General features: G+C 65.5%; 19 protein-coding genes. 6 read left to right on the top strand and 13 right to left on the bottom strand.

Annotation, left to right across the window (positions count from 1 at the left end):
- Nucleotides 1-171: 171 nt before the first annotated feature.
- Both AACH40_RS08370 and aroB read left to right on the top strand, forming a co-directional pair.
- A complete protein-coding gene (locus tag AACH40_RS08370; protein WP_338645985.1) occupies nt 172-714 on the top strand; it encodes a shikimate kinase in 543 nt (180 codons plus the stop codon).
- Nucleotides 705-1,811, top strand: coding sequence for a 3-dehydroquinate synthase (aroB, locus tag AACH40_RS08375; RefSeq protein WP_338645561.1), 1,107 nt, complete (start codon nt 705-707; stop codon nt 1,809-1,811). Before AACH40_RS08370 ends, aroB begins: the two co-directional genes overlap by 10 nt.
- On the opposite strand, the gene AACH40_RS08380 is transcribed toward aroB, so the two are convergent.
- From AACH40_RS08380 to ahpC, 13 genes are all read right to left on the bottom strand, one after another.
- Complete coding sequence (locus AACH40_RS08380; RefSeq protein WP_338645563.1) at nt 1,808-2,239, bottom strand: DUF488 domain-containing protein; 432 nt, start codon at nt 2,237-2,239, stop codon at nt 1,808-1,810. The two genes, aroB and AACH40_RS08380, sit on opposite strands and share 4 nt — an antisense overlap.
- A 37-nt stretch (nt 2,240-2,276) precedes the next feature.
- Nucleotides 2,277-2,648: a tRNA-binding protein gene (locus tag AACH40_RS08385; RefSeq protein WP_338645565.1), complete on the bottom strand. Its 372-nt coding sequence runs from the start codon at nt 2,646-2,648 to the stop codon at nt 2,277-2,279.
- Nucleotides 2,649-2,691: 43 nt separating this feature from the next.
- Entirely contained in the window at nt 2,692-3,483 is a 792-nt protein-coding gene (locus tag AACH40_RS08390) for an enoyl-CoA hydratase-related protein (protein ID WP_169493338.1), read from the bottom strand.
- A gap of 102 nt (nt 3,484-3,585) precedes the next feature.
- A complete protein-coding gene (locus tag AACH40_RS08395) occupies nt 3,586-4,554 on the bottom strand; it encodes a glucokinase (protein ID WP_338645569.1) in 969 nt (322 codons plus the stop codon).
- Between the two features lie 25 nt (nt 4,555-4,579).
- Entirely contained in the window at nt 4,580-6,400 is a 1,821-nt protein-coding gene (edd, locus tag AACH40_RS08400) for a phosphogluconate dehydratase (protein WP_338645987.1), read from the bottom strand.
- Nucleotides 6,400-7,020, bottom strand: coding sequence for a 6-phosphogluconolactonase (locus tag AACH40_RS08405; protein WP_169493341.1), 621 nt, complete (start codon nt 7,018-7,020; stop codon nt 6,400-6,402). Before AACH40_RS08405 ends, edd begins: the two co-directional genes overlap by 1 nt.
- Complete coding sequence (zwf, locus tag AACH40_RS08410) at nt 7,013-8,461, bottom strand: glucose-6-phosphate dehydrogenase (protein WP_169493342.1); 1,449 nt, start codon at nt 8,459-8,461, stop codon at nt 7,013-7,015. Before zwf ends, AACH40_RS08405 begins: the two co-directional genes overlap by 8 nt.
- A gap of 152 nt (nt 8,462-8,613) precedes the next feature.
- Nucleotides 8,614-9,867 (bottom strand): CaiB/BaiF CoA-transferase family protein, encoded by a 1,254-nt coding sequence (locus AACH40_RS08415; RefSeq protein ID WP_338645572.1) that lies wholly within the window; start codon nt 9,865-9,867, stop codon nt 8,614-8,616.
- Nucleotides 9,868-9,957: 90 nt separating this feature from the next.
- Entirely contained in the window at nt 9,958-10,347 is a 390-nt protein-coding gene (locus tag AACH40_RS08420; RefSeq protein ID WP_338645574.1) for a cytochrome c family protein, read from the bottom strand.
- Between the two features lie 90 nt (nt 10,348-10,437).
- Complete coding sequence (locus AACH40_RS08425; RefSeq protein WP_338645576.1) at nt 10,438-11,907, bottom strand: ATP-binding protein; 1,470 nt, start codon at nt 11,905-11,907, stop codon at nt 10,438-10,440.
- Between the two features lie 98 nt (nt 11,908-12,005).
- Nucleotides 12,006-13,934, bottom strand: a complete 1,929-nt coding sequence (locus AACH40_RS08430) for a glycoside hydrolase family 3 protein (protein ID WP_338645578.1) — start codon at nt 13,932-13,934, stop codon at nt 12,006-12,008.
- A 130-nt stretch (nt 13,935-14,064) separates the two neighbouring features.
- The gene (ahpF, locus tag AACH40_RS08435; protein WP_338645989.1) at nt 14,065-15,615 is read right to left on the bottom strand and encodes an alkyl hydroperoxide reductase subunit F; all 1,551 of its coding nucleotides are present in this window, start codon (nt 15,613-15,615) and stop codon (nt 14,065-14,067) included.
- Between the two features lie 201 nt (nt 15,616-15,816).
- Complete coding sequence (gene ahpC, locus AACH40_RS08440; protein ID WP_169493347.1) at nt 15,817-16,380, bottom strand: alkyl hydroperoxide reductase subunit C; 564 nt, start codon at nt 16,378-16,380, stop codon at nt 15,817-15,819.
- A gap of 307 nt (nt 16,381-16,687) precedes the next feature.
- Here ahpC and AACH40_RS08445 point away from each other — a divergent pair, with 307 nt between their 5' ends.
- From AACH40_RS08445 to AACH40_RS08460, 4 genes are all read left to right on the top strand, one after another.
- On the top strand, nt 16,688-17,857 hold the full coding sequence (locus AACH40_RS08445) for an HlyD family secretion protein (RefSeq protein WP_338645582.1): 1,170 nt from the start codon (nt 16,688-16,690) through the stop codon (nt 17,855-17,857).
- Complete coding sequence (locus AACH40_RS08450) at nt 17,854-19,458, top strand: MDR family MFS transporter (RefSeq protein ID WP_169493349.1); 1,605 nt, start codon at nt 17,854-17,856, stop codon at nt 19,456-19,458. The genes AACH40_RS08445 and AACH40_RS08450 overlap by 4 nt, the downstream gene beginning before the upstream one ends.
- On the top strand, nt 19,458-20,894 hold the full coding sequence (locus tag AACH40_RS08455) for an efflux transporter outer membrane subunit (RefSeq protein WP_338645584.1): 1,437 nt from the start codon (nt 19,458-19,460) through the stop codon (nt 20,892-20,894). Before AACH40_RS08450 ends, AACH40_RS08455 begins: the two co-directional genes overlap by 1 nt.
- Before the next feature lie 279 nt (nt 20,895-21,173).
- On the top strand, nt 21,174-21,893 hold the full coding sequence (locus AACH40_RS08460; protein WP_338645586.1) for a TetR/AcrR family transcriptional regulator: 720 nt from the start codon (nt 21,174-21,176) through the stop codon (nt 21,891-21,893).
- Nucleotides 21,894-21,918: the final 25 nt, after the last annotated feature.

Genomic DNA, 21,918 nt, shown 5'->3' on the forward strand with positions numbered 1-21,918 from the left:
CCTCACCTATAGCAGCTGTTCCCCGGTTCGAGGGCCAGCTGCCCCGCCGCCGTAGCGCTTGCGCTGGGCAGTAGCGCAAGTATAGGCGGCGCCGCAATGGAGCACGAAGCCTCCCCTTCCCCTGGCTCTTCCCTTGGCCAGCCCGCCCCGGCCATCACCCCGGTCGAACTGATGCGACTTGCCCGACGCATCGATCGGCCGATCGTGCTGGTGGGCATGATGGGCGTGGGCAAGACAACGGTGGGCCGGCGCCTTGCGACGATGCTCGACCTGCCGTTCGTCGACGCCGATGAAGAGATCGAGCGCGCGGCGCAGATGGCCATTCCCGAAATCTTCGCGCAGTTCGGTGAACCGTACTTCCGCGATGGCGAACGCCGCGTGATCGCGCGCCTCGTCGGGGACGGATCGAGCCGCGATCGCAAGATCCTGGCCACTGGCGGCGGCGCCTTCGTCGATCCCGATACCCGGCAACTGATCCTGGACAAGGCGATCTCGGTCTGGCTCGACAGCGATATCGACACGCTGGTCGAACGCGTCGGCCGCAAGGATAATCGCCCCCTCCTCAAGCAGGGCGATCCCCGTGAAATTCTGTCGCGCCTGCGTGAAGAGCGGCGCCCGCACTATGCGCAGGCCGCCATACACGTCGTCAGTGGCCAGCACCCGCATGCCGTCACCGCGAACAAGATCCTGAAGGCAATCGATTCATGGCTGTGATTCCCGTCGCCATCGCCGGCGCACCCTATGAAGTGCGGATCGAAGCCGGCATCCTGGCGCAGGCTGGGCGCCATTGCCGCCCCTTCGTGCGCAAGAACCGTGTCGCCGTGGTCACAGACGAACACGTTGCGGCCAAGTGGCGCGCCACGGTTGAAGCCTCGCTGGCGGGCGAAGGCATCGTGTCGCAATGGCTGGTCCTGCCAGCGGGCGAAGCGACGAAGTCTTGGGCCCATCTCGCCCAGACGGTCGACTTCCTCCTCGGCCAGGAAGTCGAACGCAAGGACAACGTCATCGCGCTTGGCGGCGGCGTCATCGGCGATCTCACCGGCTTTGCCGCGTCGATGGTCAAGCGCGGCTGCGGTTTCATCCAGATGCCCACCACGCTGCTGGCGCAAGTCGATTCCAGCGTGGGCGGAAAGACCGCGATCAACACGCCGATGGGCAAGAACCTCGTCGGCGCGTTCCACCAGCCTTCGCTGGTGCTGGCCGATCCGCTCGCGCTCGATACGCTGCCCTTGCGCGATACGCGCGCGGGCTATGCCGAAGTGGTCAAGTACGGCCTGATCGACGATGCCGAATTTTTCGAATGGTGCGAAGCTAACGGGGAAAAGCTGCTCGCCGGCGATGCCCAGGCCCGCGAACATGCCATCGCCCGTTCGGTCGCGGCCAAGGCGCGGATCGTGGCGCAGGATGAAAAGGAAACGACAGGCGTGCGCGCCCTGCTCAACCTTGGCCACACCTTCGGCCACGCGCTGGAGGCGGAAACCGGCTTTTCCGATCGCCTGCTTCACGGCGAAGGCGTTGCGCTGGGCATGGTCCTCGCCGCCCGCTTTTCCGCACGACAGGGGCTGATGCAGGGGCAGGACGCCGAACGCGTGGTGCGCCATATCGGTGCGGTGGGCCTTCCCGCCTCGCTTCGGGCGCTGGGGCTTGATTGCGATGGACGGCGGCTTGCCGATCACATGCTTCACGACAAGAAGATGGACGCAGGCACCCTGCCCTTCCTGCTGATGCGCGGCATCGGCCAGACGTTCCTCGCCAAGGACGTGGACCTGGGCGAAGTCGCCGCGTTCCTAGACGACGAACTGGCTGCCTAAGGGACCAGATCGACCGCCTCAAAATCTGTCAGAAACGCTTTTCGCAGAAGCGTTCTGTGACAACCACTGGCTTCGCGCTCATAGCAAAGCAACGCCGTCCGCTTGTCTTTTGCAAGCTCTGCAAGCTGCGCGCCAGCGACCATCGCCTCGGGCAGCTGTAACTGACCGCTGTATATACGCTCAAGCTTCGCATGATCGCTGGCACGCGCTGCGACACGGCCCTCCGGCGGCGTGCCGAGCGCCTTGAAATGACGATAGCCGATTCCTGCCTCCGCGAGGTTCGCCGCCAGCGCGGATTTCGAGAAGCCCGGTCTTCGTGAAAGCGGCAGGGCCCGCACGTCTGCAACGACCTCGACCCCAGCGGCCCGAAGCACTGCAATGAACGCGGGCATGGAACTCTGTTCGTAGCCAATTGTCCAGATTTGCATGAACGTAAAATGGGTTCTTAAAATTTCCTGACAAGTATCAGAAAAGTTTGGAACCGTTCGGCACGCGGTCGTCTGGAGAGAAAAGGATCACCCGTCCTTCGGTGTCCGCGAACCCAAGAGTCAGCACCTCCGACATGAACTTGCCGATCTGCCGCGGCGCGAAATTCACCACGGCGGCCACCTGCCGGCCGACCAGGTCTTCGGGGTGATAGCGTGCGGCGATCTGCGCGCTGCTCTTGCGGACGCCGATGGCCGGGCCGAAGTCGATCTCCAGCTTGATGCTGGGCTTGCGCGCTTCGGGGAACGGCTCTGCCCGCACGATCGTGCCGACGCGGATGTCTACTTTCAGGAAGTCGTCGAAGCCGATCGTCTCGGCGGCCGGGGCGGCGGGATCGTGGTCCAGGTGCATCGGCAACCCACACCACGTCCACCGCCAACCGGGCAAGCGCCTTTTACTTGCCCTGGAAGTTGGTCTTCCGCTTTTCCAGGAAGGCCATCACGCCCTCGCGCGAATCCTCGCTGTCGCCGGCAACAAGCTGTCCTTCGGCTTCGGCCAGGAGCGCACCCGAAAGATCGCATTCCAGCGCGCGCAGCAGGTTCTGGCGCATGCGGCCAAGCGCCACGGTCGGCCCCTTGGCAAGCCGCTCGGCCAGGGCCAGCGCTTCATCCTGCAACGTAGCGTCGTCGACCGCCTTGTAGATCATGCCCCAGTCCTCGGCCTGTTCCGCGCCGATCTTTTCGCCCAGCATCATCATCTGCGTGGCGCGCGCCTTGCCGATCAGGCGCGGCAGGATCCAGCTCGCTCCGCCATCGGGCACCAGCCCGATGTTGACGAAGGCCTGCAGGAAATACGCGCTGCGCCCGGCAATGACGAAGTCGCCCGCCAGCGCGATCGAGCAGCCCACGCCCGCCGCCGGACCGTTCACCGCGGTGATCACCGGCACGTTCAGCTTGGCGAGCTTCGCCACCATCGGATTGTAGGCCTCGGTCAGCGCCTTGTAGCTGCCAGCGCCGCCAGTGATGGCCGAAGGACGATCGCCCCGCGCAGCAAGGTCCGCCCCCGAACAGAACGCCCGGCCTTCGCCCGTGATGATCAGCGCGCGCACGTCCTTGCCCATCAGCGTCAGGGCATCGGCGATTTCGACCGCCATGTGCGGCGGACAGGCATTGAGCCGCTCGGGCCGATTGAGCACGATCTTCGCCACGGCGCCGATGCGTTCGAGGCGGATGGTTTCGAATTCCATGAGGCACCCTCTCCTGATTTAATCGAATGATTAACTCAGGAGCTATGCCAGCTTGGCGGCGTTGGCAAGCGCCAACACAGCCAATCATTCAAGGCCAATCGATCAGCCGTGATTGTCCTGCGCGAAAGCCGCCGCCGCACCGAACAGACCCGGCTGGGGATGCGTGATCAGCTTGACCGGCATCGCCGCCATCATCTGTTCGAAACGTCCCTTGGCTCGGAATCGGTCGGCAAAGCCCGATCGCAGCAACGTGTCCTTGATCCGCAGGCCCAGGCCGCCCGCCATCACCAGCGCCGAAGCACCGTGCGCCAGCGCAAGATCGCCCGCCACGCTTCCCAGCGACAGGCAGAACCGATCGACCGCTGCGGCGGCAAGGCTGTCCTGCCCGCTGGTGCCCAGCGTCCACAGCTCCTTGTCCTCGCGCGGGGTGAACGGCTGCCCTTCGATCCCGGCCAGGGTTTCGTAGATGTCGACGATCCCGGGTCCGGCGACGACGCGCTCGGCCGAAACGCGCCGGTGCCGCTTGCGCAGGCGGGCGAGTATGGCGTCCTCGATCCCGTCGAGCGGGGCATAGTCGATGTGGCCGCCCTCGGTCGGCTGCACCCGGTACTTACCGCCATCGCGCCACAGCTGTGCAACGCCAAGGCCGGTACCGGGGCCGACCACGCTGATCGTGCCGGTTTCGGGAAGGCCGGCATCCGGGCCGGTCAGGTGCTGGAAATGCTCTGGCCCGGCCTGCGCCACGGCGTGCGCCACCGCGGCGAAATCGTTGACGACGACGTAGCTTTCGGCGCCGAGCTTCTCCGGGATCATCGCCGGGCGGATGATCCACGGATTGTTGGTGAACCTGATGATCTCGCCGCCGACCGGTCCGGCAACCGCGATGGCCACCGCGCCCGGCAGCGGCTTGCCGATCTGCCGGCCGTATTCCTGCCAGGCGAGCTGGAAGCTGGCATGCTCGGCTGTCCTGAGCGTGACCGCTTCACCCAGCGAGACCACGCGGCCCGCATCCACCTCGGCCAGCGCAAACCGCGCGTGCGTGCCGCCGATATCGACGGTGACCAGTTTCATTTTCCCAACCCCTCCCTGCGGCCGATCAGAGACCGGCTGCGGCCAGCATGGCCGATCCGCCACGCTCGGCGGGATCGGAATGGTGGCGCATCAACGCAAACAGCTCGCGCCCCACACCCAACGATTCCGCAGGCGCTTGCGCGTGTTCACGCAACGCCCATTCCTCTTCGCTGACAGCGATGTCAAGGACGCCGGTCTCCGCGCAGACCCGAACGACATCGCCATCGCGCAGCTTGGCGAGCGGACCGCCCAGCTTGGCTTCAGGCGAAACGTGAATGGCGGCGGGCACTTTGCCCGATGCGCCGGACATTCGGCCGTCGGTGACCAGCGCGACCTTGAACCCACGGTCCTGCAGCACGCCGAGCGGCGGGGTCAGCTTGTGGAGTTCAGGCATGCCGTTGGCGGCAGGGCCCTGGAAGCGGACCGCCACCACTACATCGCGTTCCAACTCGCCCGCCTTGAACGCGGCAAGCACTTCATTCTGGTCGGAAAAGACGCGGCAGGGTGCCTCGATCGTCCAGCGTGAGCGGTCGACTGCGCTGACCTTGATCGTCCCGCGCCCCAACCTTCCGCCCAGCAGCCGCAAACCGCCCTCGCTCTGGAACGGCGCGGAAACCGGGCGCAACATCGCATCGTCGCCGCTCTTGTCCGGAGCCGGCTTCCAGCGCAGCGCATCGCCGTCCATGAACGGTTCCTGCGCGCCTTCCCCCAGCCCATCGCCATAGACGGTAAGGATGTCACCGTGGGCCAGCCCGGCGCCGACCAGTTCCTTGATCACGTAGGGCATGCCGCCCGCCGCGTGGAAATAGTTCACGTCGCCCGCGCCGTTGGGATAGACGCTGGCGATCAGCGGCACGGCGCGCGACAGTTCGTCCATGTCGTCCCAATCGATCTGCACACCCGCCGCCCGGGCAATCGCCGGCAGGTGGATCACGTGATTGGTCGAACCACCCGTGGCGAGCAGGCCGACAATGGCGTTCACGATCGCCTTTTCATCGACGCAGCGGCCCAGCGGGCGATAATCGTCGCCGTCCCATCCGATCTCGGTCACGCGGTGGACGGCGGCGCGGGTCAGCTCCTGGCGCAGCTTGCTGCCCGGCAGGACGAAGCTGGAGCCGGGCATGTGCAGCCCCATCATCTCCATCATCATCTGGTTCGAATTGGCCGTGCCATAGAACGTGCAGGTGCCCGCCGAATGATAGCTCGCGCTTTCGCTTTCCAGCAGTTCGTCGCGCCCTACCTTGCCTTCGGCATAGAGCTGGCGGATCCGCACCTTCTCCTTGTTGGCCAGGCCCGAAGGCATCGGCCCTGCCGGGACGAGGATCGTCGGCAGGTGGCCGAAGCGGAGGGAGCCGATCAGCAGGCCGGGCACGATCTTGTCACAGATGCCCAGCAGCAGCGCGCTTTCGAACATCGCGTGGCTGAGCGCAACCGCCGCGCCCATCGCGATGGTGTCGCGGCTGAACAGCGACAGCTCCATCGAATCCTGCCCCTGCGTCACGCCGTCGCACATCGCCGGAACGCCGCCTGCGACCTGCGCCGTGGCGCCGCGTTCACGGGCGAAGACCTTGATCTGTTCCGGATAGCGGCCATAGGGCTGGTGCGCCGAAAGCATGTCGTTGTAGGCGGTGACGATACCGATGTTCATCGCCTTGCCCGCGCGCAGCACCGGCTTGTCTTCGCCCGAGGCGGCAAAGCCATGCGCAAGGTTGCCGCAGGAAAGCTGCGGACGGTTGAGCCCTGCGTCACGCTGGCGCGCGATCAGGTCGAGATAGGCGGCGCGGCTGTCGCGCGAGCGGGCGACGATGCGGTCGGTGACTTTGGCGACCGTGGGATGCAGGGCCATCATTCGCTCCAGTAAATCGTGACGGGCGGGCCGAAGCCGCGCAGGAAGTCGGCGACCGGATAACGGTCGTCGCCCTTGAGAACGCGTTCGATGAGCGCGCGTTTCGAAGCGCCGGTCACAACGAGGATGATCTCCTTCGTTGCCTTCAACGCCTTTTTGTTGAGGCTGAGCCGATCGAACGGCGCTTCAGGAGGAAGCGGGATCGGGGTCGTGGCGATGACGCTGGGTCCCGGACGGACCATCGCGCGCATGTGCGGAAACAGCGAGGCAACGTGGCCGTCCTCACCCATCCCCAGCCACACGAGATCGAACGGGGTGACCTCCATGCCTTCTTCAAGCCGTTCGAACTTCGCGCCCGAATGGCCCAGCGCCGCATGGATCTTGCCGAAGTTCGACGCGGCGTGATCGTCGGGCACGCAGCGATCGTCGGTCAGCGCAATGGTCACCGTGCTCCAGTCGAGCGGACGATCCTTGAGCAGGGCGAGCACCTTGATCGGCGTGGAGCCGCCGGTGAAGGCGATCCGCTTTTCGCCCGGCCGCGACAGTTCTGCCGCAATCCGGTCGGCCACCGCGGCGGCATCGCCCGGCTCGGCCCAGCGGACGGTCGCCGGCTCAGTCATTCCAGCTTCTCCCATCGCGCTCGGTCAAGGCGATGCCGGCATTTGGCCCCCAGGAGCCTGCGGCATAGGGCTTCACCTCCATGTCGCCCTTGGCCCACACCTCGCGAATGGCATCGGTCCACTTCCATTGCGCCTCGACCTCGTCACGCCGGACGAACAGGGTCTGTTCGCCCTCGATCAGATCGAGCAGCAGGCGTTCGTAGGCGATGCGCTTGCGCGCCTTGGCAAACGCGGTCGCGAGCGAGAGATCGAGGTTCACTTCGCGCAGCACGATCCCGCCGCGATCGAGCCCCGGCTCCTTCGCCATCACCTGAAGCCGCACGTATTCCTCTGGCTGCAGGCGGATGACCAGGCGATTGGCGCGCAGCTTGCCGCCGCGATCCGAAAAGATGTTGTGCGGCACCTGCTTGAATTCGACGACGATTTCGCTGCGCCGTTCGGCCAGCCGCTTGCCGTGACGCAAGTAGAATGGCACGCCCTGCCAGCGCCAGTTGTCGACGTGGGTCTTGATCGCGACGAAAGTTTCGGTGTCGGAATCCTGGCCGAGATCCTCGGTGTAGCCCTTGACGCTTTCACCCTTCACCGCGCCGGCGCGATACTGGCCGCGCACCATCTCTTCCGGCTTCACCGGCCGCAGCGCGCGCAGCACCTTCACCTTCTCATCGCGGATCGAGGTAGCGTCGTAATCTCGTGGCGGCTCCATCGCGGTGAGCGCGAGCAGCTGGAGCATGTGGTTCTGCACCATGTCGCGCAGCGCTCCGGTATCGTCGTAGAAGCCCTTGCGCCCCTCCAGCCCGACGGTTTCGCTGACCGTGATCTGCACATGATCGATCCCTGCGCTGTTCCAAAGCGGTTCGAACATCATGTTGGCAAAGCGCAGCGCCATCAGGTTCTGCACCGTCTCCTTGCCCAGATAGTGGTCTATGCGGAAGATCTGCCGTTCGTCGAACCCGGCCGCGACGGCGTCGTTGATCCGCGCGCTGGAAGCGAGATCGTTGCCGAGCGGCTTTTCAAGGCCGATGCGGACGTCGGCATGGGCAAGCCCCGCGCGGCGCAAGCCTTCGATGGTGGGTTCGAACAGCGCGGGCGCGGTGGAAAGGAAGATCGACAGGCCGCAGCTGGTATCGCCCAGCTTTTCCGCCAGGGCGCCGAAGGAATCGACCTGCGAGGCATCGAGCGCCTGGTATTCGAGCCGATCGAGGAACGTGGCGAGCTTGGCTTCGTCCTTGCGATCGGCGGGCAGGAATTCATCGAGCGCGGCCTTGGCGAAGGCACGGAATTCGGCGTCGTCGTGTTCCGATCGCGCTGTGCCGACGATCCGCAGGTTGGGATCGATCAGTTCGTCTTCGTGGAGGGCGTAGAGCGAAGGCAGCAGCATGCGCCGCGAAAGGTCCCCCGTCGCTCCGAACAGGAGAAGGGCGGAGCAGCTTGCATGGGCCATCGAACGAGGTCTCCCTTGGCACGTCGGGACAAGGCCCGACCGTTATCGCCACGCGCAGCCCTAGAACGCTGAGCGCACCGGTCCAGACTGCATAAGTATGCGAGCGCCCCGGTCAGGGCGCGCGCATACTTTTGCACTGCAACAGCGCAGGTTCAATGCCGGTTCGGTACGGGTGTGCCCCGGCGGATGACCCCGGCCTGTGCAAACCCGTCCAGTTCATCACCCGAAAGATCGAGCCAGGCACGCAGGCCTTCGTCGGTATGTTCGCCAACGCGCGGCGGCGCAGTGTGATAGGTGGCAGGCGTTGCCGACAGTTTCGCCGGGAACGCCACCGTGGGGATGACCGCCCCATCTGCCCGTTCGAAAGACTGGACCGTTTCCCGCGCGGTCACGAACGGATCGGCATAGACATCCTTCAGCGTGTTGACCGGTCCTGCGGGGACGTTGGCGGCGACGAGCCGGTCGATCAGGGCGAGCCCGGTTTCGTGGGCGACCGCGTCCTGGATAAGCTGTTCGATGGCATCGCGATTGACCTGCCGTCCGGCGGAGGTGGCAAAGCGGGGGTCCTCGGCAAGGTCAGGCCGCCCGAGCAGACCGCACAGCGCGCGGAACTGACCATCGTTGCCGACCGCGATGATGATTTCACCATCGGCCACGCGGAACGTGCGGTAGGGCACCACCGTCGGGTGGCGATTGCCGAGCCGCCCGGGATTGATCCCGCCGACCAGCCACGACGATCCCTGATTGGCCATCATCGCGATCTGCGTGTCGAGCAGCGAAAGATCGATCTGCTGCCCCTCGCCCGTGCGTTCGGCATGGCGCAGGGCGGCGAGGATAGAGACAGCGGCGTACATGCCGGTGGACAGGTCGGCCATGGCAACGCCGGCCCGCAGCGGCCCGCCACCTTCTTTCCCCGTCACCGACATGAACCCACCCATGCCCTGCGCCACGAAATCGTAGCCCGGCCGATCGGCATAGGGGCCCGTCTGGCCGAAGCCGGTAATCGAGCAATAGACGATACGCGGGTTGATCGCGCGGATGGCCTCGTAATCGAGTCCGTAGCGCGCGAGGCCGCCGACCTTGAAGTTTTCGACCAAAACGTCGGCCTTCGCCGCAAGGCTGCGGACGAGGTCAGCACCCTCGGGCGTTGCGATGTCTATCGCGATCGAGCGCTTGTTGCGGTTGCAGCAGATGTAATAGGCGCTCTCTTCCCGGTCTTCGCCGCCTTCAGGCATCTGCAGGAACGGCGGGCCCCAGGCGCGGGTATCGTCGCCCCTGCCCGGCTGTTCGACCTTGAGCACGTCGGCACCAAGATCGGCCAGGATCTGCGTTGCCCAAGGCCCGGCAAGCACGCGAGCCAGATCGAGCACGCGTACGCCATCGAGCGCGGCCTTGGTCGGATTCATGGGATCGCCCTTTCCTGCAGGAGGCCTGCGATAGGGGGCGGCCTGCCGGCGCTCAAGCGCAGCCGGCAGGTTTCAGCACGATGAAAGCGCTTACTTGGTCGCCTGGGCGAGATAGGCGATCAGGTCGGCGCGGTCCTGCGGGTTGGGGATGCCGGCGAACGGCATCTTGTTGCCCGGAACGTACTTGGCGGGCGCCGCAAGATAGGCGTCAAGCGTCTGTGCGTTCCACGTCACGCCCTTGCCCTTCATCGCTGGGGAATAGGCATAGCCCGCGACCGATCCAGCCTTGCGGCCGATGATGCCCTTCATCGAAGGGCCGAGGCGCGTGGCGCCGGTGTTGAGATCATGGCAGGCGGCACAGCGGGCGTAGACCGTCTTGCCCTTGGCCGGATCCCCCGCAGCCTGCGCACTGGCGGCGGTCACCACCAGCGCGGCGCCTGCCATGATGCCAAAGCCGATCCCCGAACGAAGAAACGCCATCGAAAACTCCCGAATTGCAGAGACCTGATACCCGCTGTCAGCTTTCGCGCCTCTGAACACTTCCGGCGGCAGAGGCAAACCCCTTTTCGTTCAAGCCGCTACCGGCGCGCTGACGGCCCCCAGCTCTGGGATGCCGACCGAGCGGCGGCCGCCGTAATCGGTGCGCACCACGATCAGCCCGCTCTTTTCGAGATGTTCGAGCAGACGCCGGATGCGCCCGGGCGAGCGCGTGCCATAGGCTTCGGCAAGGCGTTCGTCGTCGGGGCACGGCGCCCCCTCGCTCGCGGCCACGGCCAGAAGCAGGAAGGGGGCGAGCAGATCATCGGGCACGTTGCGCGCGATCTTGAGCAACGGCTGCCATGCGGGATCGGCGTCATCGGGGATGCCGGCAACCGCCATCGCGAAACGGCGGCGGAACGCGGCAAGGTCGATGCCGGTGTTGGCAAGCCGCTGCATCCGGCAACGGACGGTGAAATCCTGATAGAGCTGCGCGGCAGGCTGGAAGGTGCAGTCCGGTTCGCGCGCCATTTCGGCCAGGATTTCCGCCACCTGCGCCGCGGTTTCTTCCTGCATGAACAGGCTGGGTTCGACCGGCGGCTCCACCTGTTCCGATACCGGCAGCGTGCTTTCGATCTGCCCAAGCAGTTGCTCGCTATCGACCGGCGCCGCTTCGGGTTCGGGCGCGCGCGGCGGCGGCTCCATCGCCAGCGGTTCTGACAGCAGGATCGATTCCATCTCCGCCCCGGCGGCATTGGGCAAGGGCATCAGCCCCTGCACCACGTTGCGCGCCCGCGTCTCGACATCGCCGATGCGCACGCCCACCGGCCGACGCGCGATCGCCGGGCCAAGGCCGAGGAAGTGGCCGCGTTCCAGATCGCGGATCTGTTCGGCCTGGCGACGCTCCATTCCCAGAAGGTCCGCCGCGCGCGCCATGTCGATATCGAGGAAGGTGCGCCCCATGAGGAAGTTCGAGGCTTCGGCCGCGACATTCTTGGCAAGCTTGGCAAGCCGCTGGGTGGCGATGACGCCGGCAAGCCCGCGCTTGCGACCGCGACACATCAGGTTGGTCATCGCGCCGAGCGAGAGGCGCCGCACTTCGTCGGTCACGTCCCCGGCGGCGGCAGGCGCGAACATCTGCGCTTCATCGACGACGACCAGCGCGGGATACCATTCGTCGCGCGGCGCATCGAACAGGGTGTTGAGGAACACCGCCGCACAACGCATCTGCGCTTCGAGTTCCAGACCGTCGAGCGTCAGCACCACCGAGGCGCGGTGCTTGCGGATGCGCGCGGCGAGCTTGGCGATTTCCGCCTGGTCATAGGCCGAGCCATCGACGACGACATGGCCGAACGCTTCGGACAGCGAGGCGAAATCGCCTTCGGGATCGATCACCACCTGCTGCACCACACTGGCGCTCTGTTCGAGCAGGCGGCGCAGGAGATGCGACTTGCCGGACCCGGAATTGCCCTGCACGAGCAGGCGGGTCGCAAGAAGCTCCTCGATGTCGATCCGGACGGGGGAGCCGGTGCGCTCTGCCCCGATGACGATGGATGCGCTCACAGGACGAGGCTCTGGCGGGGCAAGGCCGAATCGGCAAGCCCCGCCAGGCGCGTCATCCCCGGGTTTACGTTGAATGGCCCGGCTTTGCGGCGAAGGGTTCAGCGATACGTCAGCCCCGCGCCGCGCCGGTACAGCGGATTGCGGCTGTCGTCGCTGCGCGCGGGGTCCTGCGCCGCCACGGCTTGCGCGGAGGACGGCAGTTCGAAAGGCAGGTGTCCTTGCGGCTTTGCCTTGCCCGTCACCAGATCGAGCAGCACCGCGTCGCTGGCGCCGAACAGGCCGAACAGCGCACTCGCCTTGTTCAGAGCCAGTGCATCCTTCAGCGCGGTCAGCACAGCGGGCCGGTCCAGGTCGACCGCGACCACAGTGGGCACCCGCGCGGCGGCAAAGGCGACCGTCCGTGTTGCTTCGTCATCGGCACGGAAATCGAGCCGCCCTTCATGCTGGCGCGATCCGAAGAAGGCGCCGGGGTGCAGCAGTTCATGCGGCGTCGCCACGCGCACCAGCGCCACATCGGCGCGGGCTATGTCGTCCACGGGCTCAAGCCCGGCCGCCCGCGCTGCATCGGCGGAAACGCCCGATAGCCAGACCTTGCGCACAGACCGCAACGGCAGCAGGCCGCCGCGGTTCTCCAGCAGAACCTGACCTGCGCGCTGCGCCGCGTCGGCCTGGGCCTGTACCGCCGGATCGCCCAGCACGTGCGCGGCCGCCTGCGGATCGACATAGGGATTGTCGAACAGGCCCAGCTGGAACTTCAGCGCCAGCACCCGGCGCGCCGCCTGGTTCACCCGCGCGATTGACAGCTTGCCCGCCTTGATCGCAGCCAGCAGCGGCGCTGGATCGGCCACGCCGCCGAACTGATCGATGCCGGCATTGGCACCCAGTGCAAAGCGGTCGCTTTCGGGCATGTCCTCCACGCCCCACGGCATCGCAATGGCAAAGCCCTGCGGCTTTTCCGCCTTGGGCGCGCGGCACTGTTCGGGGCAATCGTTGGTAATGGCCCAGTCGGACACCACCAGCCCGGTGAAATGCCGGTCCTGCCGGAGCAACCCTTCGATCAGCGGCCGGTTGAATCCCCCGCCGACCGGGGGCAGTGGCTTGCCCTTGCGGGTGGCACCATGGGGGATGACGTAAGTGGGCATGACGCCCGCACTCCTGGCCGCCAGCGGTCCGTCGAACGCGGCAAGATGGCGCTGGAAGCTGGCCGCATCCAGCTTCGCGTTGCGGCCGTAATAGTTGTGTCCGTCAAACCCTTCGGGTTCAGCTCCATAGCCCGCCCAGTGCTTTACAACCGTAGCGACGCCGCCCGGCGCCAGCCCATTGGCACTGCCCTGGAATCCCCGCACGTATGCCCCGGCAAGCCGCGAGACGGTGGCCGGGTCGGATCCGAAGGTAGCATTGCCACGCGGCCAGCGCGGTTCGGTGTAGAGGTCTGCCTGCGGCGACAGCGCCATCTGGATGCCAACCGCACGATATTCCCGCGCAGCGATCCGGCCGAAGTTTTCGACAAGCCTTTCATCGCCGATTGCCGCCAGCCCGAGCGGTTCCGGCCACTTGGAAAAGCCGCCGCCCGACGACGACGCGCCGACGATCACCTCGAAGTGGTTGCGCGGGTCGGTGCTGATCGTCACCGGGATGCCGAGGCGGGTGCCTTCGGCAATCTTCTGGATAGCGTTGTTTTCTTCGGCGAAGTGCGCCGGATCCGCATCGAGCCGGGTGATGAAACTGTTGACGCCCGAACCGATCAGCCGCGCGGCACCATCGTGGTCATAGCTTTGCCCAAGGCCGATTGGGTTGCCCCCTTGCCCCGGCAACGTGCCGTGCAGCATCAGGCCGACCTTCTCCGCCAGCGTCATCCGCGCCAGCAGATCATCCACCCGGCGCGCGGTCGGCACGGCGGGGTTTTCATAGGCATCGAGCACGCCGTTGTGATTGAGATCCCGCCACGTTCGCGGCGAATCGGCCAGCGCCGTCGTACCCAGCAATCCGGCCAGACCCACGGCCGCCGCCACCCAACGCTTGCCCATCGCATTCTCCCACGCACTCTTTTGACAGCGCAGGACATATCGCATTCACAATGCGTTGCAAGGCCGCTCCGGGTTCGCCCCGGAGCGGCCTTGGCGGTCGACGCATCAACGATCGCGGTGCAATCGCGCCTCAGTGTCGGATCAGGTAATCGAACGCGGAAAGCGCTGCCTTGCTGCCCTCGCCCATCGCAATGACGATCTGCTTGTAGGGCACGGTTGTCGCATCCCCGGCCGCGAATACACCCGCAAGGCTGGTCTCGCCCCGCGCGTCGATTTCGATTTCACCCCGGTTGCTCAGAGCAAGTGTGCCATCAAGCCATTCGGTGTTGGGAACAAGGCCGATCTGCACGAAGATGCCTTCCAGCGTCACCTCGTGCTCCTCCTCGGTGTTCCGGTTGCGATAGCGCAGGCCCGTGACCTTGTCGCCATCGCCGATCACTTCGGTGGTGAGTGCCGAGGTGATGATTGTGACGTTGGGCAGCGAGCGCAGCTTGTCCTGCAGCACCGCGTCGGCGCGCAACACGCTGTCGAATTCGATCAGGGTGACGTGCGCGACGATCCCGGCGAGGTCGATTGCCGCCTCCACGCCCGAATTGCCGCCGCCGATCACCGCCGTGCGCTTGCCCTTGAACAGCGGACCATCGCAATGCGGGCAATAGGCGACCCCACGGTTCCGATACTCTTCTTCACCCGGCACGCCCATCTGGCGCCAGCGGGCGCCGGTCGACAGGATGATCGTCTTGGCCTTCAGGCTGGCGCCGCTTTCCAGTTCGATGGTGGCATAGCCATCGCCGTTCGCAGGCTTGAGCGCGCTGGCCTTCTGCAGGTTCATCACGTCGACGTCATATTCCTTGACGTGGCTTTCCAGCTGGGCGGCAAGCTTGGGGCCCTCGGTGTGCTGGACCGAGATGAAATTCTCGATGCCAAGGGTATCGAGCACCTGCCCGCCGAAGCGTTCGGCGACGACGCCGGTGCGGATGCCCTTGCGCGCGGCATAGATTGCCGCGGCCGCGCCGGCTGGGCCGCCACCGACGACGAGCACGTCGAACGGCTCCTTGGCCTTGATCTTTTCGGCCGCGCGGGCGACCGCATCGGTATCCACCTTGGCCATGATCTGCGCGAGGTCCATGCGGCCCTGACCGAAGATCTCGCCATTGAGGAAGACCATCGGCACGGCCATGACCTTGCGCCGTTCAACCTCGTCCTGGAACAGCGCCCCATCGATCGCGGTGTGTGTAACGTTAGGATTGAGCGCCGCCATGATGTTGAGCGCCTGCACCACGTCGGGGCAGTTCTGGCAGGTCAGCGAGAAGAATGTTTCGAAGTGCAGCGGCACGTCGAGCGCGCGCACCGCATCGAGCAGTTCGGCGTCTTCCTTGGGCGGGTGCCCGCCGACATGAAGCAGCGCGAGGATCAGCGAGGTGAATTCATGTCCCATCGGCAGGCCGGCGAAGACAGCTTCGGCGCGGCCTTCATCGGCGCGGATGGCGAAGCTGGGGCGACGGGCGTCGGTTCCATCAAAGCGGGCCGAGACCTTGTCCGACTGCGCCGCGATTTCTTCGACCAGCGCGCGCGTTTCGGCGGACTTGGGGCTTTCATCGAGCGATGCGACCAGCTCGATCGGCCGGCGCAGATTGCCGAGGTAGGCCTTCAGCTGGGCGGTGGTGGCGGCATCGAGCATGGGCATTGTCAGGGTTCCTTCAGGCAGCACGCAGCAACCGCCACGGCGAGTATGCCGGGCGCGAAGGTGGCTTGTCTGTTGTCGAGAGCAGAATGTTTCCCCGGGGAAACATTTGGGGAACATCGTTTCGGTAGTGGCCGGGCGGCCGACTTTGTAACGGGCCGCCCGGCAGGTATCGGGATCTCTCCCGAAACGTCAGGGTCAGATCTTGCCGACGAGGTCGATCGACGGGGCGAGCGTTTCGGCGCCCTCTTCCCACTTCGCCGGGCAGACCTGGCCGGGGTGTTCGCGCCAGTACTTCGCGGCCTTGATCTTGCGGACCAGCTCGGCGGCGTTGCGGCCCACGCCTTCCGGGGTGATTTCGATCAGCTGGATCACACCATCGGGATCGACCACGAAGGTACCGCGATCGGCAAGGCCGACGCCGGGGCGCAGGTTGTCGAACGCGTTGGTCAGCGTGTGGTTCTGGTCACCGACGAGGTAGTAAGTAATCTTGCCGATAGCCGGCGAGCTGTCGGCCCAGGCCTTGTGGCTGAAGTGGGTGTCGGTCGACACGCCGAACACTTCCACGCCGAGTTCCTGGAGTTCGGCATAATTGTCCTGGAGGTCTTCCAGCTCGGTCGGGCACACGAAAGTGAAGTCGGCCGGGTAGAAGAAGAACACCGCCCACTTGCCGGCGATATCGGCCTCGGTGATGTCGACGAACTTGCCTTCCTTGTAAGCCGTGTTGGCGAAGGGCTTGATCGGGGTGCTCAGCAGAGACATGCGATTTCCTTTGCAGTCGCAGGTTATGAAACGGGGCGGCACACGAAAGAGCGCCGGTACGAGGGTTGAGCTAGCGCCTCGATGTTTCAATTTCCAATGATCAATTCCGGCTAAATTGATCGAAAAAGGCGATCAAGCTGCCGGAACCAGTCGGTGCATCAAATGTTACTCCGGCCGACGCAGCGCGCGCAGACGCTTGCGTTTCCGTCATCCGAGTTGCGGTCTTTGCACTTGAAACCAGTTGCGCGACGGCCCAACTGCGCCCCAGAATAAACGAAACGATCTCGTTTCATTACAGGATCCCACGATGGACGAGCCCACTGCCACCCCCTCCACATCCAGCCCGGCCCCTGCCGACGAGCCCACGGCGGCCGCTCCCAATCTTGGCAAGCGACGCCTGATCGGGCGTATCGCGCTGGGCGTCCTCGCCGTGGGCATACTCTACGGCGGCTATTCCTATTTCGAATACCGCACGTACGGCCGGTACTTCCAGGAAACCGAAGATGCCTATGTCAAGGCAGACGGTGTGGCGGTCAGTTCCAAGCTTGCGGGTTACGTCCGCAGCGTGAACGTGACGGACAACCAGGCGGTGACCGCGGGCAACCTGCTGATCCAGGTCGATCCGACCGACTATTCGACCAAGCTCGAACAGGCCGCCGCCCAAGTCGAGGTCGCGCGGGCGAGCGAAGCGGCGACGCGTGCCGGGATCGGCGAGGCGCAGGCCGGTGTGGCGCAGGCCGCAGCCGCGCTTGCCGCCGCGCAGCGCGATCTTGCCTACCTGAACGGCGAAGTCGCCCGTTACCGCCCACTCGCCGCGAGTGGGGCCGAGCCGAAGCAGGCGCTCGACCAATTGGTGTCGAACCGCGACAAGGCCGCGGCGCAGGTGCGCGCGCAGCAATCGGCGCTGCAGGCTGCCCGGGCCAAGGTTGCCACGACGCAGGCACAGGTGGGCCAGACCGCCGCGCAGATCGAAGCCGCACGGGCCCAGCAACAGGCCGCGCGCAACGATCTTGCCACCACGCGTATCATCGCGCCGATCAATGGCAAGGTTGCCTCTTCCGGCGTGCGCATCGGGCAGTACGTCCAGCCCGGCCAGCGGCTGCTGACGATCGTCCCAACCGACAAGATCTATGTCGAGGCAAACTTCAAGGAAACGCAGATCGGCCTGATGCGCCCCGGCCAGCCGGTCAAGATCAAGGTCGATGCGCTGCCCGACGTGGAATTCCACGGCCAGGTGGAAAGCATCACGCCCGGCACCGGCGCGAACTTCTCGCTGATCCCGCCGCAGAACGCGACTGGCAACTTCACCAAGATCGTCCAGCGCGTGCCCGTGCGCATCCGCATCAACGCCGGCCCTGAATCCCGCAAGGTCCTGGTCCCCGGACTTTCGCTCCACGTCGAAGTCGACACCACCGCCGCCAAGGGCGCGATCAACGCGATCCAGCAAGAGCAGGATCGGGTGCAGGCACCGAAGTGAGCAGCGCCGCCCTTCCCGCTGACGCGGTGCCGGCCGGCAGCGCGCCGCGCCCCTCCCCGGCGCAATCGCAGAAGGCCGATCTGTCGGCATGGCTGGCGGTGTTTGCCGGCGCGATCGGCGCGCTGATGGCGACGCTCGACATCTCGATCGTCAATTCATCGCTTCCGACCATCCAGGGCGAAATCGGCGCTTCGTCTACCGAGGGAACGTGGATCGCCACGTCGTACCTCGTTGCCGAGATCGTGATCATCCCACTGACCGGATGGCTGGAGCGGGTCTTCGGCCTGCGCCGCTTCCTGCTGATCGCCGCGCTGCTGTTTACCGCGTTCTCGATCCTGTGCGGTCTGTCTACCTCGCTGACGCAGATGATCATCGGTCGCGTCGGCCAAGGCTTCACCGGCGGCGCGATGATCCCGACCGGCATGACGATCATCGCCACGCGCCTGCCGCGCCACCAGCAACCGGTGGGAACGGCGATGTTCGGCTCGACGCTGATTCTGGGACCTGTGCTTGGGCCGCTTGCCGGTGGCTGGCTGACCGAAAACCTGTCCTGGCACTATGCCTTCTTCATCAACGTACCGATCTGCATCATCCTGATGGTGTTCCTGCTGGTCGGCCTGAAAGGGGCCAAGGCGCGGCTCGATGAGCTGTGGAGCGCGGACTGGCTCGGCATTGCCGGGATGGCGCTGGGGCTCGGCGGGCTGACCGTGGTGCTGGAGGAAGGCAATCGCGAGCAGTGGTTCCAGTCGACCCTGATCTGGCAGCTGACGGCGGTGACGGTCGTGGGCTTCATCCTGATCGGCGTTGGCCAGCTGACCGCCAGGCGGCCGGTGGTCAAACTTGCGCTGCTGCGCAACCGGGCCTTTGCCTCGGTCTTCGTGCTCGGCCTGCTGATCGGTGCGGTGCTTTACGGCACAAGCTACGTGATCCCGCAGTTCCTTGCCGCTGTGGCTGGCTACAACGCGCTGCAATCCGGGCAGATCGTGTTCCTGTCCGGCATTCCCGCCGCGATGATGATGCCGCTGTTCCCCCTGCTGATCACCCGGATCGACCTGCGCGTCGCGGTGGGCATGGGCATGCTGATCATGGCGACGTCGTGCTACCTCGACACGACCTTGACCCTGACGTCCGACGGGTCGGACTTCGTCGTCTCGCAGCTGATGCGCGGGCTGGGACAGGCGCTGTGCATGCTGTTCCTGAACCAGGCTGCGCTTGCCAGCGTGGATGCGGACGATGCGGGTGATGCGTCGGGGTTGTTCAACGCCGCCCGCAACCTCGGCGGGTCGATCAGCCTTGCGCTGCTGGCAACGCTGCAGGAACGCCGGCTCGACTTCCACCACTGGACGCTCAACGCGTCGCTTGGCAGCAACGACCCCTCGGTCCAGGATTGGGTCAGCAGCCAGGCGATGAGCGCGGGTGGCGGCCCCGAAGGCCTCGCCACCGCGATCCGATCGATCGACGGCACGGTGCTGCAGCAGGCGCTCGTCATGGCCTTCAGCGACGAATTCATCGCGCTCGTGGTGGCGATTGCGGTGGTTCTGCCGCTTGTCTTTCTTCTCCGGCCGCTTCCCAAGGGCCGCTTCAAAATGGCGATGCACTGATGCGACGCACGACACTTCTTTCGATTGCCCCTGTCCTTTGCGCGGGGCTGCTGCTTTCGGCCTGCACGGTGGGGCCTGACTACAAGGGCCCGCCGCAAGTCGCCGCAAATGCCGCGGCCCGCGGCAGCTTCGTCCGGGCGGGCGATGCCGGGCGCCCAGACGCCCCGGCCGCAACATGGTGGACCGCGCTCAACGATCCGGTTCTCGACCAGCTGATCGCGGATGCCCTTGCCGGCTCGCCCGATATCGCCGTTGCCAATGCGCGGATAGCGCAGGCTCGTGCAGGCCTTGCCGCCAACAAGACCGCCGTTCTGCCGACTTTCAACGTTTCGGCCGCCACGCCTTACGTCAACGTACCGGGCGGCCTGCTTAGCAGCGATGGCCAGTCGGGCGGGCGCGATTCTTTCACGGTGTATAACGTCGGCTTCGACGCTTCGTGGGAGATCGACCTGTTTGGCGGCACCCGGCGCAAGATCGAGGCTGCTTCTGCGCGGGCGCAGGCTGCCGAAGCCAGCCTCGCCGATGCGCAGGTTACCCTCTCGGCCGAAGTCGCGCGGACGTATGTCGGCTTGCGCACGCGGCAGCAGGCGCTGATCGTGCTCGACCGGCAGGCGCAAATCGACGATGCGCTGGTTTCGCTGGCGGGACAACGGCTGAGCAGCGGGACCGCGCCAGAGCAGCCGCTCGACCAGTTGCGCGCACAAAGGGCACAGACCGAAGCTGACCGTGCCAAGGCGCGGGCAGAAACGACCGTCCTGATTGATCAGCTGGCCGTCCTGACGGGGCGTGAGCCCGGCTCGCTCGACGCACAGCTCGCCACCGCCGCCCCGATCCCCCTCCCCCCGGCCGAAGTGGCAATCGGCGATCCCTCGCTGCTTCTGCGCAGCCGGCCCGATATCCGCGCCGCCGAGCGCAAGCTTGCCGCAGCGAATGCCGATGTCGGCGTGCAGATCGCCAACCGTTTCCCGAAGCTCTCGATCCTCGGCCTCATCGGTCTTGGTGGCCAGAACATCGGCGACGTGCTCGATCCGTCGAAGGTTATCGGCCTAGCCCTGCCGCAGCTGAAGTGGAGCCTGTTCGACGGTGGCCGCACCGAAGCGCAGATTCGCAATGCCAAGGGCGCCTATGCCGAAGCGGAAGCCAACTATCGCGCTGCGGTGCTGCGCGGCCTGCAGGATGCCGAAGGCTCGCTCACGCGGTTCGGGGGGCAGCGCACCGCCTATGCCCAGAGCGTGATCGCGCAGCAGCAGGCCGAACGCGCCGCGACGTTGCAGGGCCAGCGTTTCAGCGCTGGTACGGTTGGGCGCAGCGATGCGCTGTCAGCCGAGCGCACGGCGCTGCAGAGCGCACTTGGCGCGGCGACTGCACGGGGCGATCTGACAAACAGCTTCATAGCGGTAGAAAAGTCGCTCGGACTGGGCTGGACCAGCGGCTGAAAACGCGCCAGTGTCGTTGCCGCAGGGAGCGAAAATGAACCTTCAGCGTCTCGTTGTTCTATCTTTTCAGCGGATCATTTCCGTAGCAGTCTCATTTCCACTCAGAACGCCGCAAAGGCGAATGAACGGGAAGAGAGATGGACTGGTTTTCGGACATGGGTCGTCGCTTGTTGAAGGCTTACACCGATGGGCTTACCATGAGCTGCCCGGTGTACCGGATTGTATGCGAGGACGAGACAAAGGCAGCAGCTTCGCCCTGTCATATCGACATGCGTCAGCATGACGTCGAAGTCTTCCTCCAACAAAGCGTCACTGTCCGCCACTGATGAGCCCGCCGTACTGGACGGCACCCATGGCGATTGCGGCAATGATTGCCTGAACCCCCGGAGGGGCCGGCCTTCCGTTGCCGAAGCCAGGTTGTTGTTTGATCGCATCCTGGAGGCGAGCTGGCAGGTACTGCTTGCGCACGGGTTCGAGAACTTCACGTTCGATCGGGTGGCCCGCCATGCCCGCATAGGCAAGGCGACAATCTATTCGCGTTTTGCCGGCAAGACCGACTTGATGCGCGCACTGCTTACCTGGCGGGTGGAGCGGCAGCGAACCCAGATCATGGCTGAAAGCAGCGCAATGGAGCCGGTCGAGGCTTTCACCTTCCGTGCGCAACGCGTGCTTGAAGTCCTCTTCTCGCCCGACGGAATGTTGCTGGAGCGCCTGATCGACTGGGTCGATCTGGAAGCTGGCGCCGGGAACGCTCGCGGCGAAGTCTACCGCAGCGCCTTGCAATCCATCGCCCAGGAATTTGCCGAGTTGAACGAAGCTGGCCGCGCTTCTGTGCCGAATGTCGATCTGGCCGCGCGCTTCTGGCTGGAAGGTCTGCTTGGCCATGCGCGCCTTGCCGCAAGCGAGGGTGCCGAAGGACTGAACGGAAGAGCGGAATGGGCACGCGAATACGCCCAGTTCTTTTTCCGTGGCATTGATGGGATGGTTAATCGTTCCTGATCCGTCCCCGGTGGGCGAACCGGGG

The sequence above is a fragment of the Novosphingobium olei genome, assembly GCF_037076535.1.
Lineage (GTDB): Bacteria > Pseudomonadota > Alphaproteobacteria > Sphingomonadales > Sphingomonadaceae > Novosphingobium > Novosphingobium olei.

Excerpts from the sequence above, each read along its gene's own strand:
- AACH40_RS08420 (WP_338645574.1), bottom strand. The coding sequence starts at position 10,347 with ATGGCGTTTCTTCGTTCGGGGATCGGCTTTGGCATCATGGCAGGCGCC.
- AACH40_RS08445 (WP_338645582.1), top strand. The coding sequence starts at position 16,688 with ATGGACGAGCCCACTGCCACCCCCTCCACATCCAGCCCGGCCCCTGCC.
- AACH40_RS08370 (WP_338645985.1), top strand. The coding sequence starts at position 172 with ATGCGACTTGCCCGACGCATCGATCGGCCGATCGTGCTGGTGGGCATG.
- AACH40_RS08415 (WP_338645572.1), bottom strand. The coding sequence starts at position 9,867 with ATGAATCCGACCAAGGCCGCGCTCGATGGCGTACGCGTGCTCGATCTG.
- AACH40_RS08405 (WP_169493341.1), bottom strand. The coding sequence starts at position 7,020 with ATGACTGAGCCGGCGACCGTCCGCTGGGCCGAGCCGGGCGATGCCGCC.
- AACH40_RS08390 (WP_169493338.1), bottom strand. The coding sequence starts at position 3,483 with ATGGAATTCGAAACCATCCGCCTCGAACGCATCGGCGCCGTGGCGAAG.
- aroB (WP_338645561.1), top strand. The coding sequence starts at position 705 with ATGGCTGTGATTCCCGTCGCCATCGCCGGCGCACCCTATGAAGTGCGG.
- AACH40_RS08455 (WP_338645584.1), top strand. The coding sequence starts at position 19,458 with ATGCGACGCACGACACTTCTTTCGATTGCCCCTGTCCTTTGCGCGGGG.
- AACH40_RS08385 (WP_338645565.1), bottom strand. The coding sequence starts at position 2,648 with ATGCACCTGGACCACGATCCCGCCGCCCCGGCCGCCGAGACGATCGGC.
- ahpF (WP_338645989.1), bottom strand. The coding sequence starts at position 15,615 with ATGCTCGATGCCGCCACCACCGCCCAGCTGAAGGCCTACCTCGGCAAT.
- zwf (WP_169493342.1), bottom strand. The coding sequence starts at position 8,461 with ATGGCCCATGCAAGCTGCTCCGCCCTTCTCCTGTTCGGAGCGACGGGG.
- ahpC (WP_169493347.1), bottom strand. The coding sequence starts at position 16,380 with ATGTCTCTGCTGAGCACCCCGATCAAGCCCTTCGCCAACACGGCTTAC.
- AACH40_RS08430 (WP_338645578.1), bottom strand. The coding sequence starts at position 13,934 with ATGGGCAAGCGTTGGGTGGCGGCGGCCGTGGGTCTGGCCGGATTGCTG.
- AACH40_RS08460 (WP_338645586.1), top strand. The coding sequence starts at position 21,174 with ATGACGTCGAAGTCTTCCTCCAACAAAGCGTCACTGTCCGCCACTGAT.
- edd (WP_338645987.1), bottom strand. The coding sequence starts at position 6,400 with ATGGCCCTGCATCCCACGGTCGCCAAAGTCACCGACCGCATCGTCGCC.
- AACH40_RS08380 (WP_338645563.1), bottom strand. The coding sequence starts at position 2,239 with ATGCAAATCTGGACAATTGGCTACGAACAGAGTTCCATGCCCGCGTTC.
- AACH40_RS08395 (WP_338645569.1), bottom strand. The coding sequence starts at position 4,554 with ATGAAACTGGTCACCGTCGATATCGGCGGCACGCACGCGCGGTTTGCG.